This window comes from Ruegeria sp. CF1, assembly GCF_056537445.1.
This window is the reverse complement of sequence record NZ_JBQFRN010000016.1, coordinates 19,623-34,132: the sequence shown is the minus strand read 5'-3', so window position 1 is coordinate 34,132 and position 14,510 is coordinate 19,623. Positions and strand designations below refer to the sequence as shown.

Sequence of the window (14,510 nt, the reverse complement as noted above, 5' to 3'; positions counted from 1 at the left end):
TTGGCAATCTGGCCCGACTATTCAGAGAATGACCCCCCCGGCACGCGGTTCTTACTATATCCGCAATCGCCCTTTTTAGAGCCGAATTCCAAGCCCGAACTGGTCGAAATATCGGCCCCGCAAGGGACCATAGGCCCAGGCCCATCGGGCCCCCGCATGTATGCGATGTACCCGGTCGACAAAACGACCCCCTATGGCGCGATGATCGAGGGTGAAGACGGCCCCGAGATGTATCTGCCCGCCTGGGACGGCTATATCCTGCCGCCGCCCGAGCCCGATGAGTTTGGCAATTTCATCCATATCGATCCCGAGGACCCGGCCTTTGAAGCCGCCCATCTGTTCGGAGCGGCCCATTTCACCATGGATGTGTGGGAGGGCTATTTTAATCGCCCGATCCCCTGGCATTTCGCGCGTGATTTCGAGCGGCTTGAGCTATCGTTGCTGCCAAGTCTAGATAACGCGCATATCGGTTGGGGATTTCTGGAAACCGGTGGCACCCGCGATATCGGTGACGAATACCGCCCCTACAGCCTGAACTTCGATGTGGTCGCGCATGAGATCGGCCATGCCATCATCTACAGCGTGGTCGGCATGCCATCCGAAGAGGATGCGACCGGCGAATATTATGGGTTCCATGAATCGGCGGCCGATATGGTGGCGCTGTTGGCGTCGCTGCATTTCGGCTCGGTCGTGGATGAATTGCTGAAAAACACACGCGGCAACCTTTATACTTATAACCGGCTGAGCCGCTTTGCCGAGCTGTCGCAGAACTCGCAAATCCGGATCGCCGCCAATGACCGGACGCTTTCTGAATTCTCGCATGGATGGTCCAGCGAACACGCCCTGTCGGAACCACTGACCGGGGCGATGTTCGATATTCTGGTCGATATCTACCACGAACGACTGGTAGCACATGACGTGATCGACCCGGAGATGGAGGAGCTCTCGGACGAGTTGGAAGGGACCGACGAATACAATGCGATCATGCAGGACCTGTTCGACGAACATTACGCAGCCGACCCCGAAGGCTTTCGGGTTGCCCTGATCGAAGCGCGTGATTTGCTGGGGTCCTATCTTGCAGATGCGTGGGAGAAATTGGACCCCGATATGCTGAGCTACTTCGGCGTTGAACGCGCCTTGGTCATGGTCGATCACGAGGTCACCGGCGGCGCATTCCGGCAGATTATCGAAGGCAATTTCCGCATGCGCCACATCGGTTTGACAGCGCCCGGCCCCCGTTTGACCAAGCCCGACGGCACGAGCCATGCCGCGTCGGTTCGTACGCTGTCACCCGAGGTGAATGAACCTTAAAGTCTTTGTTTTTCCCCCGCTATTGTGGCAGGTTACGCGCACGGGGTGATAATAGTGACATTCAACGCGCACTGAATGCGCAAACCGGGACAGGCGAGGCAATCGGCAGCGTCGACCCCCGATAGGGAGAAAGTGATATGTCTGAGTCCTTACTCAGTTTTTCCGAGGTATTACTGTTTGGGCGAGAGTTAAGTGATTTAAAACTGAAACAACGCTCGGTCCGGTTGGCCGAAGAGGTTGAGGAAGACTACGACTTCAGTAAGAAATTCACCAAAATCGACGGCGTACATGTTCGGGAAGACGATCGTGTTCTGGTCCAGGTCGGGGATGCGGCAAACGAAAAGTCCGGCATCTACAAGGTCATCAAGGACGGCGACAAGTTCAAGTTCGACAAGCGGAAGAAGGTTCCGCACGACTCGTTTGTCTACATCCGTCGCGGACGTCAGTTCAAACATACCCACTGGCAGCAGATCGCGAACCGGCACTCGGAACAGCTGTTCATCGAACAGGATGGCCGCCGGAGGGGTCGCGGCGTCAATAATTTCATCGGGGACCAGTTCGGAGGCGATGCACGACTGGCCCGGATTTACGGCTTCGCCTATGACGGCACCTATTACGAGATGCCAGAACCCACGATCTTTCTGGTGCATGGCGAAGGCGAGAGCGCGACGGGTGGCAACCTGCCCCATGGCTTCAAGCTGCAGACCAGCAATGACGCTAACGCGCCGGACACCACACAACAGGCCGCACGCGCGCCGATGAACCCCTCGGTTTCGGGCGTCGCGGCAGCGGATTACCAGATGGCCAATGATATTCGCGTCTGGAACTACGATCAGGCCGATTACACCATCCGCATGGATATCGCAGCCGGTCAGATCGAAGACGTGCTGCTGGACGTCTATTTTGAGTATGACGCACCGATGATGTCCGGAGCCAAGGTCTCGGGCGCCAAGGTGAGCGGGGCCAAGGTCTCGGGCGCGAAGGTCAGCGGGGCCAAGGTGTCCGGTGCTAAGGTGTCAGGTGCCAAAGTCAGCGGCGCAAAGGCACGTGGTGAATAGGAAGGCTGAAATCATCCTGACCGATTGACGTTTGGTTTTATTCCAACGTCTGCTTTGGGTTGGCGGGCCATTTATGCCTGACCCGCCATCCCTTTCGAAGATCAGAACTTGCCGTTTTCGTGCGCCATTTCGGCTGGCGTAGGCGAAACGACGTCCCAATGTTCAACGATATTTCCATCTTCGACTCGCCATAGGTCGAAGAAGGCCCAAGGGTTCCCGCTGACGGTGGCATCTGAGGCGACAAAGACAAAGTTGCCTTCGGCCACCACAATCTGCGGCTCGAATTTGGTGATCACATTCCCCTGCTCTGCCCAGGCTTTGGTGCCCTCGATCAGGCCATCGATCCCATCGGCAAGCATTGGATTGTGCTGCATATAGACCTCGGAATACATCGGAGCTTTCTCGGGCGCGGCACCGCCCAGAACGTCACGCACAAACCCCAGAACCAGCGCCTTGTTTTCTTCTGTTTTCTCAAGATCGGTGATCTCGGTCGGCCCATCTGTCATGCCACGGCCCGACACTGTTGTTTCGGGAACGGGCTGCAAATTGTCCCAATGTTCAGCAACTTTGCCATTCTCGACGCGGAATATGTCAAAGGCGGCGAGGGTCGGTGCACCAAAAGCGTCCGCGTTGTCGAACGTGCTGTGCAATACAACCATATCGCCCTCGGTGATGACCCGGTGGGTAGTTGCAGTCATCCCGGATTGTTCGACCAAAGGGATCAGGCCGGCCAGGCCTTCGGCTCCGGTCGGGACTTGCGGGTTGTGCTGAATATAGTCCGGGGTAACGAGCTGTAGCGCTGCCTCCGGATCATGTTCAGCAAAGGCAGCCGTAAAAAGTGCGATTACAAGTTCTTTGGGGGACATGTTGATTTCCTGTGATTCGTATCTACTGGATACGTGGTAGCAAATCCATACTACATTTCAATTACGTACTTTAAAATGACCTGGTATGCTTGAGGCTACTGCCTGAATTTTCAGGGAGTTGTACCGAAGCTAAGGTGACGCTATTGTGCGATTAAGTTTCGAAACAATACCAGAGACTGAGATGCTACCAATTGGTGTTGCCAACAAGGCAGAAGCTTCCAACTGCTCAATCCGTTCCGTACTGTCCAATGTGACGGGCAAATGGCGGATGATCATCATCCTTGCGCTGGAGGATGAGCCGAAACGCTTTGGCGATCTCAAGCGCTGTATCGGAGACATCACACAAAGTGTGTTGACCGAAAACCTGCGCGGGTTGCAACGCGATGGTTATTTGACCCGCACCGTCGATCCCGGACCGCCAGTGGCAGTGTCTTATGAATTGACACCTTTGGGCAGAAGCTTGCTTGAAATGCTGAAACCGCTTGTCTTCTGGTCGCATGAGCAGATGGATGAAGTCAGGCGACTACGCATGCAGTTCGACCGCGAACAGGCGAGTTGATTTTTATAGGCAAGATCGGGCAGCAGCTCAGAACCCGGCCTTTTTGAGCCCCTCGACAAAATGCTGCGTGTCGTCGGACAGGCGGTCTGGCTGAACCTTGGCCCAGCGCGACAATGAGAAATTGGGATGCGCTGCGCGGTGTTTGTCTGCGATTTGGCGGGCCATTTCCAGCTCGCCCTTATGGGCATAGCTGGCAGCCAGCACGCGCTGCCCCTCGGTCGGGTTGTTCATCTTGTTCACGCATGAGATCACGTCGTCATAGCGTTTGAGATTGTAATAGGCCCCGCCCAGATGCCACAGGTACTGATCGGGGAAATAGGGGTTCAGGCGCATCGCCTGCTGCAGATGTTTGATGGCGGTTTCGTTGTCGCCCCAATGGGCCAGCGCATCGGCGTAGTCCGAATGCATGTCCGCATCGTTGGGGTTAAGCTGCAGGGCGCGTTTGTAGGATTCGATCGCCGAGTCATGCTCTTTACGATAAAGCTGCACATAGCCCAGCTCTCCAAACCCGCGCGCGTCTGTGGGGTCAAGCTCCACCGCGCGCTGAGCCAGCGACAGGGCCTTGTCCAGCGCGCTGTTTGGGTCTTCGGTCCATGAATAGCGCCAATCGATGTTGAGCGTGCGTGACAGCGCCGCCGCGGCCCGTGCATACCCGCCGTCGCGCTCAAGCGCGGATTCGTAGCAATGCTGCGCCTTGCGGTTGTCGTTGCGGGTGTATTTGAAAATATGGTGCTGCCCCTGCAGAACCGAACCATAAGCCCGCAGGTCTGACGGGATTGCCTGCACCATGCGCAGCTTTTCATGCGACTCGATCATGACTGCAGTGGCGGCAACGATGCACTCGGTCACCTCATCCAGGATGTCGAAGATATCATCGAGCTTACGGTCGAACCGTTCACCCCAGATGGTGCGTTCGGTGTTGGCGTCGATTAGCTCGGCCGTGATCCGGATACGACTGGACGAGCGGCGCACACTGCCGCGCGCGATATAGCGCACGTTCAGACGCCGAGCGGCCTCCTGCGGCGACATCGACTGGGTCTTGAAGAAGAACGAGGAATTCCGGGCAATGATGAACAGGTTCCGGAACTTGGACAGGTTCATGATGATGTCGTCGGTCAGCCCTTCGGCGACCCAGCTGTCATCTTCATCCCCGCCTTGGCTAGTAAAGGGCAGCACCGCAACCGACGGGTTATCGGGCCTTTCAAGCACTTCCAGCTGCATCTCAGGACGTAGGGTTGCGGCCATTGTTGCACCCTCGACCTCGGTTCGGACACAGTAGGTCGCGACCGGAGACATAATGTTCTTGAGCTGCTTGGGACCGAGGAATTCATAGCCATAGCGCAGGCGGTTACGGATCTGTTCATAGACGGCTGCGCTGACATAAACCCGTTCTGGCTCGGCAATCTCCTGCAGGCGGGCAGCGATATTGACGTTGTCACCGTGGATGCCGCGTTCGTCCATCAGAACTTCGCCCATGTGAACGCCAGCGCGAAATTTGATGTTGTGCTCGTCATCCCGCGCCTGATTATGTTCCGCAGCGATCCGATGCAGTTCGATGCTGAACTCTACCGCACTGGTCGCCGTGTCGAATAAGGCAAGAATGCCGTCACCGCGCACTTCGATGATTTTGCCCTGATACTTTGAGCAAGCCGATTCAAGCTGCGAAAGCAAAGACTTCAACGCGTTATACGTATCCATCTCGTTCTCGCTCATCAGGCGGGAATAGCCGACAACGTCGGCAAAAAGCACCGCGCCTAGTTTCTGTTTTATTGATGCGTCCGAACCGGTCGTGTTCACTGGCAATACTCAATTGTGTTGTCATGTCGAATCCGACAGGACTGTTTTAGCAAAAAATGACTCAGAATACGTAACATTTTAGGTATCTGCACCGGAATCGGGGGGCCAAGACCACCCAGAGGCATCAAAACTGACCACTGTTTGGGTGCCTAACTCCTGCGCGAGCACCTCTCGACGCGCGATCCAGTCCTGCTTCAACATGCCGACGACAACCATGTCATGGAACTGCCCATCCGCGAACCAGGCCTGACGCATCGTGCCCTCGATCTCACAGCCGATTCGCTGGATCAGATCACGGCTGCTGTGATTGTCGGCCCGGTAATACGAGGTGATACGGTTCAGCCCCAATTGCCGGAATGCGAAATCCAGCATCAGCGCAACCGAACGCACCGCCACGCCATGTCGACGGATGGATTTGTCGACAAAAACCGGAACCACCGCATCCCTGTTGACGCTGGAAATTGCTTCAAGCCCGGTCATCCCCACCAGATCACCACTGTCAGATTCGATTGCGAACCAGCATTTGCAGCAGTCCTTTGAGGTGTTTATCGCGTCTTCCCAATATTGTTCGGTCTGTACCAGGTTCTGAGGAATGCGCGACGTTCGGTCGAACAGTGCCAGGTCATGGATATCCTGAAACCAGCGCGCAACTGTTCCCAGATCCGCCTTTTCCAGAGGGCGCAATCTGAACAACCGGGGTGAGCTATCGGGCAAGAGAAAATATCCTCCGAGTACAATTCTGAAAATCTATTCGCGGGATACTAGCACGAAAATTTCAGAAACAATAAGAGGTTGTTCACACAACGCAGCCGTAGGCCGCTACCCGCTGAACGGGTGCAGCCGACAAACTTGTAATGGGTGGCAGGTCGTAAAGAAGCGTTACGATCAATCAGCGGTTTTCAGCGCGAATAAGGAAGATGTTGCGCAGGTAGATGGACAGGCCCATCGACTGACCCAGAATAAAGACCGGGTCACGGCGATAGATCGCATAGCTCAGCAGGATAAGCCCGCCGCCGATCGAAAGGTACCAGAACGCCATCGGGATGACGGATTTCTTGGCGCGCTCGGACGTGATCCATTGCACGATAAACCGGGCGCTGAACATCAGCTGACCGGCCAGACCGATAAAGACCCAGAGCGCCTCGGTCGGGCTGTCGACGTGCAGGATTTCCAGAATGGTTTCTTTCATGACCGGGACGCCTCGGTTGCGGAAACGGATTTGGCGCGGCGGGTCAGCCAGACGACGCCGAACAGATCCCAGATGCCGACCATGGCCCGCCCGAAATTGGTGTATTTGGATTCGCCCGACAAACGCTGCTGATGCGCCACATCCACCAGCGCGATATTCCAGCCATAGGCCTTAAACAGGGCGGGCAGATAACGGTGCATATGATTGAAAAAGGGCAGATCAAGGAAAGCCTGCCGTCGGAACGCTTTGAAACCGCAGCCGGTGTCACGTGTGCCGTCTTTCAGCATCCAGCCCCGCAGTGCATTGGCAAAGCGCGAGGCAAGTTTCTTTGACGCAGTGTCTTGCCGGCCAACCCGTTGCCCCGCTACCAGGCCAATCGAGGCATCACCACCCGACACCAGCGGCGCCCAAATCTTTGGCAGTTCTTCCGGCGGGTTCTGTCCGTCGCCATCCAGCGTGCAGCAGATATCCGCGCGTGCTTCCTTGACGCCGGAATGCACGGCAGCACTTTGGCCACCGGCCGTTTTGTGCTGCAGGATGCGCAGTTGCGGACAGTCTTTCTGCATCTGTTGCAGCGCCGCAAAAGTGCCATCGGTCGATCCATCATCAACCGCGACAATCTCGAACGCGGGCAATTCGGCCGCAGCAGCGCAGATGCCCTGGATAAGACCAGGAACAGCCCCCTGTTCGTTATGCATGGGAATCACGATCGACACAGTGGGTCGATTGTCAGCGTTGGCATCATGATCAGCATGCATAGTGGATAGCTTTACTTGTTTCAGTCTCAGGGCTTTTGCGGGATCAACGGCGAAAATTCAAGTGGCCACCGCATCGCAGGCCAACATCTGCGCAACTTGTTGGGGCATTGTTCAGCGATGGGGCGGATTGCACCGTGTCTCCTATTCAGGGGCGGGCGTGACACCGGTTGCTGACCAATAGACCAAACCGTCAACCGCAGTTGGCTGCGTCTCGAGCCCGATCAGGTCAGGTGCCAGCTCAGACAACTCACCCTCCGAACAGAGCCCTCGCAGCGGGCCGGTGGTATAGCCGAACCTGTCGAGGTATTTGTGCAGCTCCAGCCGTCTGAGATAGACAAAGCGCCTACCGTTGGAAGCAAAGACCGATGCGGCCCCGGGCGGTACGCGCAACTTGCGGTCATAGGCGCAGAGCAGCAGGGTTTCATCCGGTTGCAGCATTGCACCCAAAGGGGTCAGAATCTCGGCCTCGGGCACGCCCAAACGCACGCGACCCTTGCCCAGATCGGTGGCATCGCGGTCATAGAACAGGCCGCCTGCAACAAAGACCAGACCCAGCGCGGCCACCATCCCGGCCCAGCGCAGGCGCTCGACCGAAAACAACAAACCGGTTGCCGCGACCATCAGCATCGGCAGGATCAGCAGGGTGTAGCGTGCATAAACCTTGCCGGCTGCGGCCCACATCATGATGACGAAGAACGCGGCTATCCCTGTTGCAGCAAGAAGTCTGGGCCGCTTTTGCAGAAATGGCAGAGCGCAGATGCCGACAAAACCCAGCAGCCGCAACCACGGCTCGCCCGAGATGATCAGATCATAGAGCTTCCCGAAGCCGCGATCGCTGAGCGATGGGCGAAAACGATCCAGCATCTCGCCTTTGATGTTGCCATCAAGCGAGTCGCCAAAGAGGAACCGAAGCTCTTGCAGGATCGGCCAGGCGAAGGCCAGCGGGATCGCAATCTTGAGTGTCCGGCGAAACGTTCTGTTCTGCCAGATCTCGCTGAACGGTTCCGTCTGCCATCTGTTGGTCAACTTCAGCGTCAGTAGTGCCAGCGCTAGAAAGGCCAGCGGGGTTGGGCTTTTCTGCAAGGCGGCCAACACCAGAGTTGCGCCGAAATAAGGCCAGTATTTCGGCTTTTCCAACGCTGCCAACAGGGCTGCAATTCCAAGGGTCGAAAAGAAAACCGCACCGGTATCAAGCATCGCGGATGTGGCGTGTTGCCAGAACTGAAGCGACGTGGCCACCAGCAGGACCGAAGGCAGCATGGCCCAGGGGCTGTCCGGGATCATCACCCGCGCCAGTACGGCCGTTGCCATCAGCGCGCCCAGCGCAAAGATCATCGACGGCAGGCGCAAGGCCAGAATATCAGATACGCCAAACTCCATCAGCAGCGCAGACATCCAATACTGCATGGGCGGTTTTTTCAGGCTGGGTTCGTTGTTGGAATAAACCGCCAGCCAGTCCCCATTGCGCGCAAAGCCTGTACTACGGTCATAAGTGTAGAATTCATCGTAGTGATAGATGTTCCCAACACCCAGATCAGTCAGATACCAGGACCAGACCAGGACCATCACCAATGCGGTGACGAAGTAAGGAAGCAGTCTTAGCCAATTTGGGGAGGTACCGGTCATGCTTTCCGTGGTCCTATCGCGTCATAGAAATATGTGGTGTTGATCCCGCCGGGCCTTGTTTGAAACTGCCGCGCGTCGCGCTCCCATTATTGCGTCGCCCGTCCAAGAGCAAGAAGTTTAGAAGGGCGACCGCGCTTGTCAGACTGCAGGCTCGGCCTCGTCGGGCAACATCAGACTCAGCTCACCCTCTTTGAAGCCATCGAAGGACAAGTCCCAGCTGGCACCGGGCCAAAGCAGTTGCAACTGCTTCTTCGCAGGCCGATAGACCGCAGTATAGAGCGTGCCGAAACCTGATCTGAAAGCCGTTGAATAAAGCGGCGGACGCAGGAACGCATCGATAAACCGCTTCTCGCTTTCCGGGTGCTGGTTGAGACGGTTGAGCAAGAACCTTTCGCGTTCCACGGTGGCCGTAAAGCGCGCATGGGTGGACCATTCGACATGGCCCTGATGGTTTGTCGCGACCGGCTGGTCCGAGATTTGCGGGTGCCGGTCCGGGGCAAGGTACACCGTGCTGTGATTGTGTTTCGCATCCAGAACGGTGACGTTATAGCTCATATGACAAGGGATGCGGCACAGGCAGTCAACCGCTTGCGCAGTGGTCTCGCAGGTTTGAAGGACATAGCGCAGGATCAGCGGCACGCCAAAGCCGTCGCCGACCTCGCGCCGCCCGCCAAAGGTGAGCGAGACCGTCAGACCGGCATCGTTGATGCCATCAAGCAGACCCAGAACGCCGTCGCTCATCCCGATGATCCCGCGCCCGTCCCAGCGGGTTTTCAGCAGAGCGGCGTCAAAGGTTTTTGGATGGTAGTCGTAATTGCGCACCAGAAACGGTGTCTTGCCACGCCAAATCGCCTGGCTGCAGCCCGAAAGATATTTCGGCGGGCAGTAAAAGCTGAGAAACCGCGCCTGGCTGTCGCTGCCGCCGACCAATTCGACGATCTCTTCATAAAGCGGCAGAATCTCGGGCATGTGCTTTTGCAAGGCGCGGAGGCATTCGCGATAGGTGGGGCGGGCCGAATATCCCTCTTGCGCCCACCATTTGCGGTAGGCGGGCCAGTATTCGGCAAACAGCCCGGCCAGCTTGGGACCGGGCTGTTCCTCGTCGATTGAGCGAAAAACAAGCGCCATGGGGCTTTCTACATAATTTTGAACGCGGGGTCTTCCATCGGCTGTGCCGCGGGCAGCGGTTCAGCCGTATAAGCCGAAGTGATCCCATGAATCCACTTCTTCGATTTGTCCGTCAGTTTGAAGCCCTTGGTCATCGACCGCCCGCGAGTCACGAGGATACCCAAATCAGCGCCCTCATAGCGGTAATCACCGACATTCGAGATACGCAGGAAGAACGCTTCGTTCTCGCCCACCGCGCGGCGGTGATAGTCGAACCGGTCGAACACGACGCGGCCATCTTCCAGCATCTTGTAGATGCCCGACTGTGGGGCCTGCGTGATCCGGTCGACACTGTCATCGGTGTGTTTGATTACCATTTGCGACCAGCTGTCGATCATGTCCGGATCCGCCCAGCGGGCATTCAGTTCCTCGACATCCAGCTCGAAGGGCTTCTTTGAAAACTCAAGTAGATGGAACAGAAACAGTGGCGCATCAGCGTGCGCAAAGGCCGCGTGGTTCGTCATCGAGCTGGCGCCAGTGATACGGGGGTTCAATTCGCCCAACCACAGTTCGTCGGTTTTCTTATCGATCAGGAAGTCGAGTTCGAAATAGCCGCGATAGCCTGATTTGCGCAGCTCTTCCCCGAATTGGAAGGTCAATTGCCGCGCCTGTTCACGTGCTTTCGGTGGAAAGGCGGTTGAGAAAATCTCATTCCCGCACCAGCCGCCGCGATAGGGGGTAAGTTCCTTGAAGCCCACAAGCTCAGTCATCAGCGGGCCAACGATGGTACCCTCCGAGGTCGCACAGGCCTCGATCGCCGCCCCGCGACAGTCGATCCGCTTCATGATCTTGATCTCGCCTTCGCCGATGATCTCGTCTTTGTGCTTGTTGAAATCGGCCTCGGACTTGATGAAAAACGTCGTATGGCCACTGTCGCCGAAGGCGGATTGTAGCACCAGATCATTCCCCAATCCGGCCTTTTCGCAGATCTTTTTCAGGTGATCATAGCTTTTGACAACGCTCAGCGTGTTGGGCACCGAAGGCACACCCGCCTTATTGCCGATACGGACAGTTTCGATCTTGTTGTCACATTTGGTGCGCAGCTTGGCTTTGGGGAACCACAGCTGACCGCCCAGCTCCTTGACCAGCTTCTCAGTCGTCTCGTCGAACATCAGGAAGACAAACTTGGGCTTGCCACCGCGCCGCTTGACCAGGTCGATGACCTCTTTGTGCTGCAGCAGATAATTGTTGATGTCTTCGATGGACTGAAACTCATCATGCGGCATTTCCGAAGGCACAAACACGTTCGGATGTCGCCCGTCAAAGCAATCCATGTAGCAGATATAGGTGAAGTTCATCACCCATTCATCCAGCCCCAACAGGTTGAAATTGGTTGCCGATACGAAATAGATCGGGTCCTTGTTGGTATGGAAATACCGGCGGATTTCCGAGATGTTTTTCAGCACCTTCTTTGGCATGATTGTTGTCCTCCCTGACCCCTTAGGGGTTCTTTACTGATTTCAAAGCGTCTTCGGTAAAAATGCGCAGGCCCAGATCGGCACGGAATCCGTGGATCTCTGACACGTCCAGTTCCTGCATGAATTTGAGAATTTCAGGGCTGATCACCTGCCCCGGTACCAAAATGGGAAAACCCGGCGGATAGGGAATCACGAAGGTGGCCGAGACCATCTCTTCCCCGGCTTCGAGCCGTTCCAACATCTCCTTGTCGGGCTCGACGTAGTCGCAATTGTCTTCGTCATAGGACAGAAAAAACGCCGTACGGATGTCACCGGCTTCGGTACCTGCTTCACAGCGGAACGCATCGTGGAACCGACTAAAATCAGGCAGAGGTGGGACGTGTTCGCTCAGGTTGCTGACGCGCTTTTCAAAGGCCCGTTTTTCCATCTTCGAGGCATCGTCCATCAGATCGTCTAACTCCTTGGCGATCTCGACCAGAACCTCGATCAGATAAGCGACCGAGCTGCGTGTGGTGCCGATATTGGTCATGAACAACACGGTATTGCGTGAGGTCTTGTTGATCTGGATGCCGTATTTATCCATCAGGATCTTGGTCTTGAACGTATCGCCGTCCCAGCCCGTGGCGCCCACATGCAGCGTGATGCGGGTGGCATCCAGAACAAACTCGTCCTTGGCCCAGCAATCCCAAACATCGGCCCAGCCCTGATCGGGATCGAAATAGCTGGTCATCCCGCTTTCGCGGTATTGTTCGGGGATCATGTCGCCCGCCGTGACCAGCTTGAAATACTTCCTGAGCAGCGGATGCGTTGTCACCGCCCGGCGGATTGCCATCGCGCTTTCGACCTGCCGCTGGACGAACTCGTACCCTTCGATCTCGACCTGTCTGCGGCCTACATCCAATGAGGCGATGATCTGGTAATTGGGAGAGGTCGAGGTGTGGGTCATATAGGCCTCGTGAAACGCCTCTTCGACCGCACCTTTGAACTGCTGGTCATTGACGTGGATCATCGAACCCTGCCGCAGCGCAGTCAGCGTTTTATGCGTTGATTGTGTGGCATAGACCCTAACGCGTGCATCGGGCGGAGCGATTAGGCGGGTGTTCAGAAGGGTTTCATCATCCGCGCCCTTCAGTTCCTCCTGCTGGTTGGCATAAGCCTCGGCATGTTCTGGGGTGCGGAATTGTTCGCGCAGGATATTGGCCGATCGCATCGCGGTACGTACGCGCGAATTCGGGGCAAAGCGCGCGTAACCGAACCACGCCTCATCCCACAGGAATACAAGGTCCTTTTTGATCGCCAGACATTCCTGCATCACCCGCTGCACGTTGTAGACGATGCCGTCGAATGTGCAGTTGGTCAGCAGCACCATACGAACCTGATCCAGCTTGCCTTCGGCCTTCAGGGTCAAAAGCTTGTGCTTGATCTCTCGGATCGGCACCGCGCCATACATCGAGTAATCGTGCAGCGGATAGCTGTCCATATAGACCACGCTCGCTCCCGCCAGCACCATGCCGTAGTGGTGCGATTTGTGGCAGTCGCGGTCGATCAGCACGATGTCTCCGGGCCGGACCAGAGCTTGCACCACGATCTTGTTGCAGGTCGAGGTGCCATTCGTGGCAAAAAACGTCTGTTTAGAGCCGAATGCGCGTGCGGCAGCTTCCTGCGCCTCTTTGATCGGGCCCTTCGGCTCCAGCAGCGAATCCAGCCCGCCAGACGTGGCCGAAGTTTCCGCCATGAAGATATTTGATCCGTAGAACGCCCCCATGTCCTGAATCCAGTGGCTGCGACTAATCGATTTACCCCGGCTGATCGGCATCGCGTGGAACACGCCCGTGGGCTGTTTTGAGTATTCCTTGAGCGCCGTGAAGAACGGTGTCTTATAGCGCCGCTGCACCCCGCGCAGGATGTTCAGGTGTAATTCCAGAAAGTCTTCCTGATTGTAGAAGACCCGCCGGCACAGGCCCAGATCGAGACCGGCAATATCTTCCGCCGAACGGTCGGTGATTAGATAAGCGTCCAGCTCGGGGCGCAGCATGCCGATCCTGCGGCAGGTTTCAGGGCCGTATTCCGAAGGGGACAGCGCATCAAGATCGGCGCCCTCGCCATAGAGGCTGATATAGCGGCCCAAAACATTGGTTTCGTTCTTGGACTTCAGGCTAAGGCCCGGGCGAACAATGACCGCCTGTACATTCTGGTTGAACAGAACCCCGATCAGCGCATCCTCGACACTGGGAACGACAACGGTTTCATAAATAAACGGATCTTCGCTGCGGCGCATCCGTTGCAGGCTGGTTTGCAGGAACCGTTCCTGATGTTCGTTGACCTTGTCAACGATCATCACCTCGAAATATGGGCGGCCCAGCGCGCGGGCTTCATGGCTTTGGGTGGACTCGTCCTCAAACTCATCAACCTCGGTCTCATCCGCGATCAACGGGATCGAGCGGCGACGATAGGCCCCTGAGGTCAGCGCCCGCGACACCCGGCGCACGGCGGTAGAGAAATCGCCAAAGTTACCATGGTCCAGCAAACGACGCAGATAGTCGAACGCCGATCCGCCCGGAAAAGCGAAATACATCTCGATCGGGGCCAGCGCCTGCAGCAACTGCCGTGCCCGGTCCCGATCTTTTTCGTTACCGCCCTGATCCAGGGACTCGGCCGTTTCCCGCAGCGCGCTCCATCGGTCTGCCCTCAGTTGCGAGGCGCTGTAGTAGTCCGAGATGGTGTGGAGCTTTTCGCTATCGGAAATGCCGTGCATGAAATT

General features: G+C 56.6%; 12 protein-coding genes. 3 read left to right on the top strand and 9 right to left on the bottom strand.

From position 1 onward, the window contains the following. Both ACRZ96_RS19770 and ACRZ96_RS19765 read left to right on the top strand, forming a co-directional pair. Positions 1-1,311, top strand: coding sequence for a gluzincin family metallopeptidase (locus ACRZ96_RS19770; protein ID WP_170397993.1), 1,311 nt, complete (start codon positions 1-3; stop codon positions 1,309-1,311). Between the two features lie 137 nt (positions 1,312-1,448). Further along, positions 1,449-2,369, top strand: a complete 921-nt coding sequence (locus tag ACRZ96_RS19765; RefSeq protein ID WP_170397991.1) for a pentapeptide repeat-containing protein — start codon at positions 1,449-1,451, stop codon at positions 2,367-2,369. A 101-nt stretch (positions 2,370-2,470) separates the two neighbouring features. On the opposite strand, the gene ACRZ96_RS19760 is transcribed toward ACRZ96_RS19765, so the two are convergent. After that, positions 2,471-3,235: a nuclear transport factor 2 family protein gene (locus ACRZ96_RS19760; RefSeq protein WP_480814970.1), complete on the bottom strand. Its 765-nt coding sequence runs from the start codon at positions 3,233-3,235 to the stop codon at positions 2,471-2,473. A 181-nt stretch (positions 3,236-3,416) separates the two neighbouring features. On the opposite strand from ACRZ96_RS19760, the gene ACRZ96_RS19755 reads away from it, so the two are divergent. Continuing rightward, positions 3,417-3,794 (top strand): winged helix-turn-helix transcriptional regulator, encoded by a 378-nt coding sequence (locus ACRZ96_RS19755; protein WP_170397987.1) that lies wholly within the window; start codon positions 3,417-3,419, stop codon positions 3,792-3,794. Between the two features lie 27 nt (positions 3,795-3,821). Here ACRZ96_RS19755 and ACRZ96_RS19750 read toward each other — a convergent pair whose 3' ends face one another. From ACRZ96_RS19750 to ACRZ96_RS19715, 8 genes are all read right to left on the bottom strand, one after another. Continuing rightward, on the bottom strand, positions 3,822-5,543 hold the full coding sequence (locus tag ACRZ96_RS19750; RefSeq protein WP_480454420.1) for an adenylate/guanylate cyclase domain-containing protein: 1,722 nt from the start codon (positions 5,541-5,543) through the stop codon (positions 3,822-3,824). Positions 5,544-5,669: 126 nt separating this feature from the next. Next, a complete protein-coding gene (locus tag ACRZ96_RS19745; RefSeq protein WP_170425435.1) occupies positions 5,670-6,305 on the bottom strand; it encodes a GNAT family N-acetyltransferase in 636 nt (211 codons plus the stop codon). Positions 6,306-6,480: 175 nt separating this feature from the next. Next, entirely contained in the window at positions 6,481-6,780 is a 300-nt protein-coding gene (locus tag ACRZ96_RS19740; protein WP_039542759.1) for a lipid-A-disaccharide synthase N-terminal domain-containing protein, read from the bottom strand. Further along, positions 6,777-7,538: a glycosyltransferase family 2 protein gene (locus ACRZ96_RS19735; protein WP_170514273.1), complete on the bottom strand. Its 762-nt coding sequence runs from the start codon at positions 7,536-7,538 to the stop codon at positions 6,777-6,779. Before ACRZ96_RS19735 ends, ACRZ96_RS19740 begins: the two co-directional genes overlap by 4 nt. 141 nt (positions 7,539-7,679) lie before the next feature. Then, positions 7,680-9,164: an ArnT family glycosyltransferase gene (locus ACRZ96_RS19730; RefSeq protein ID WP_480707461.1), complete on the bottom strand. Its 1,485-nt coding sequence runs from the start codon at positions 9,162-9,164 to the stop codon at positions 7,680-7,682. 138 nt (positions 9,165-9,302) lie between these two features. Beyond that, positions 9,303-10,292 (bottom strand): C45 family autoproteolytic acyltransferase/hydrolase, encoded by a 990-nt coding sequence (locus tag ACRZ96_RS19725; RefSeq protein ID WP_170425427.1) that lies wholly within the window; start codon positions 10,290-10,292, stop codon positions 9,303-9,305. An 8-nt stretch (positions 10,293-10,300) separates the two neighbouring features. After that, complete coding sequence (locus ACRZ96_RS19720; protein WP_170407976.1) at positions 10,301-11,749, bottom strand: biotin carboxylase; 1,449 nt, start codon at positions 11,747-11,749, stop codon at positions 10,301-10,303. 22 nt (positions 11,750-11,771) lie between these two features. Beyond that, positions 11,772-14,504 carry an aminotransferase class I/II-fold pyridoxal phosphate-dependent enzyme gene (locus ACRZ96_RS19715; RefSeq protein WP_170636619.1) on the bottom strand — a complete coding sequence of 911 codons (2,733 nt, stop codon included), beginning with the start codon at positions 14,502-14,504 and terminating at the stop codon, positions 11,772-11,774. Positions 14,505-14,510 lie beyond the last annotated feature (6 nt).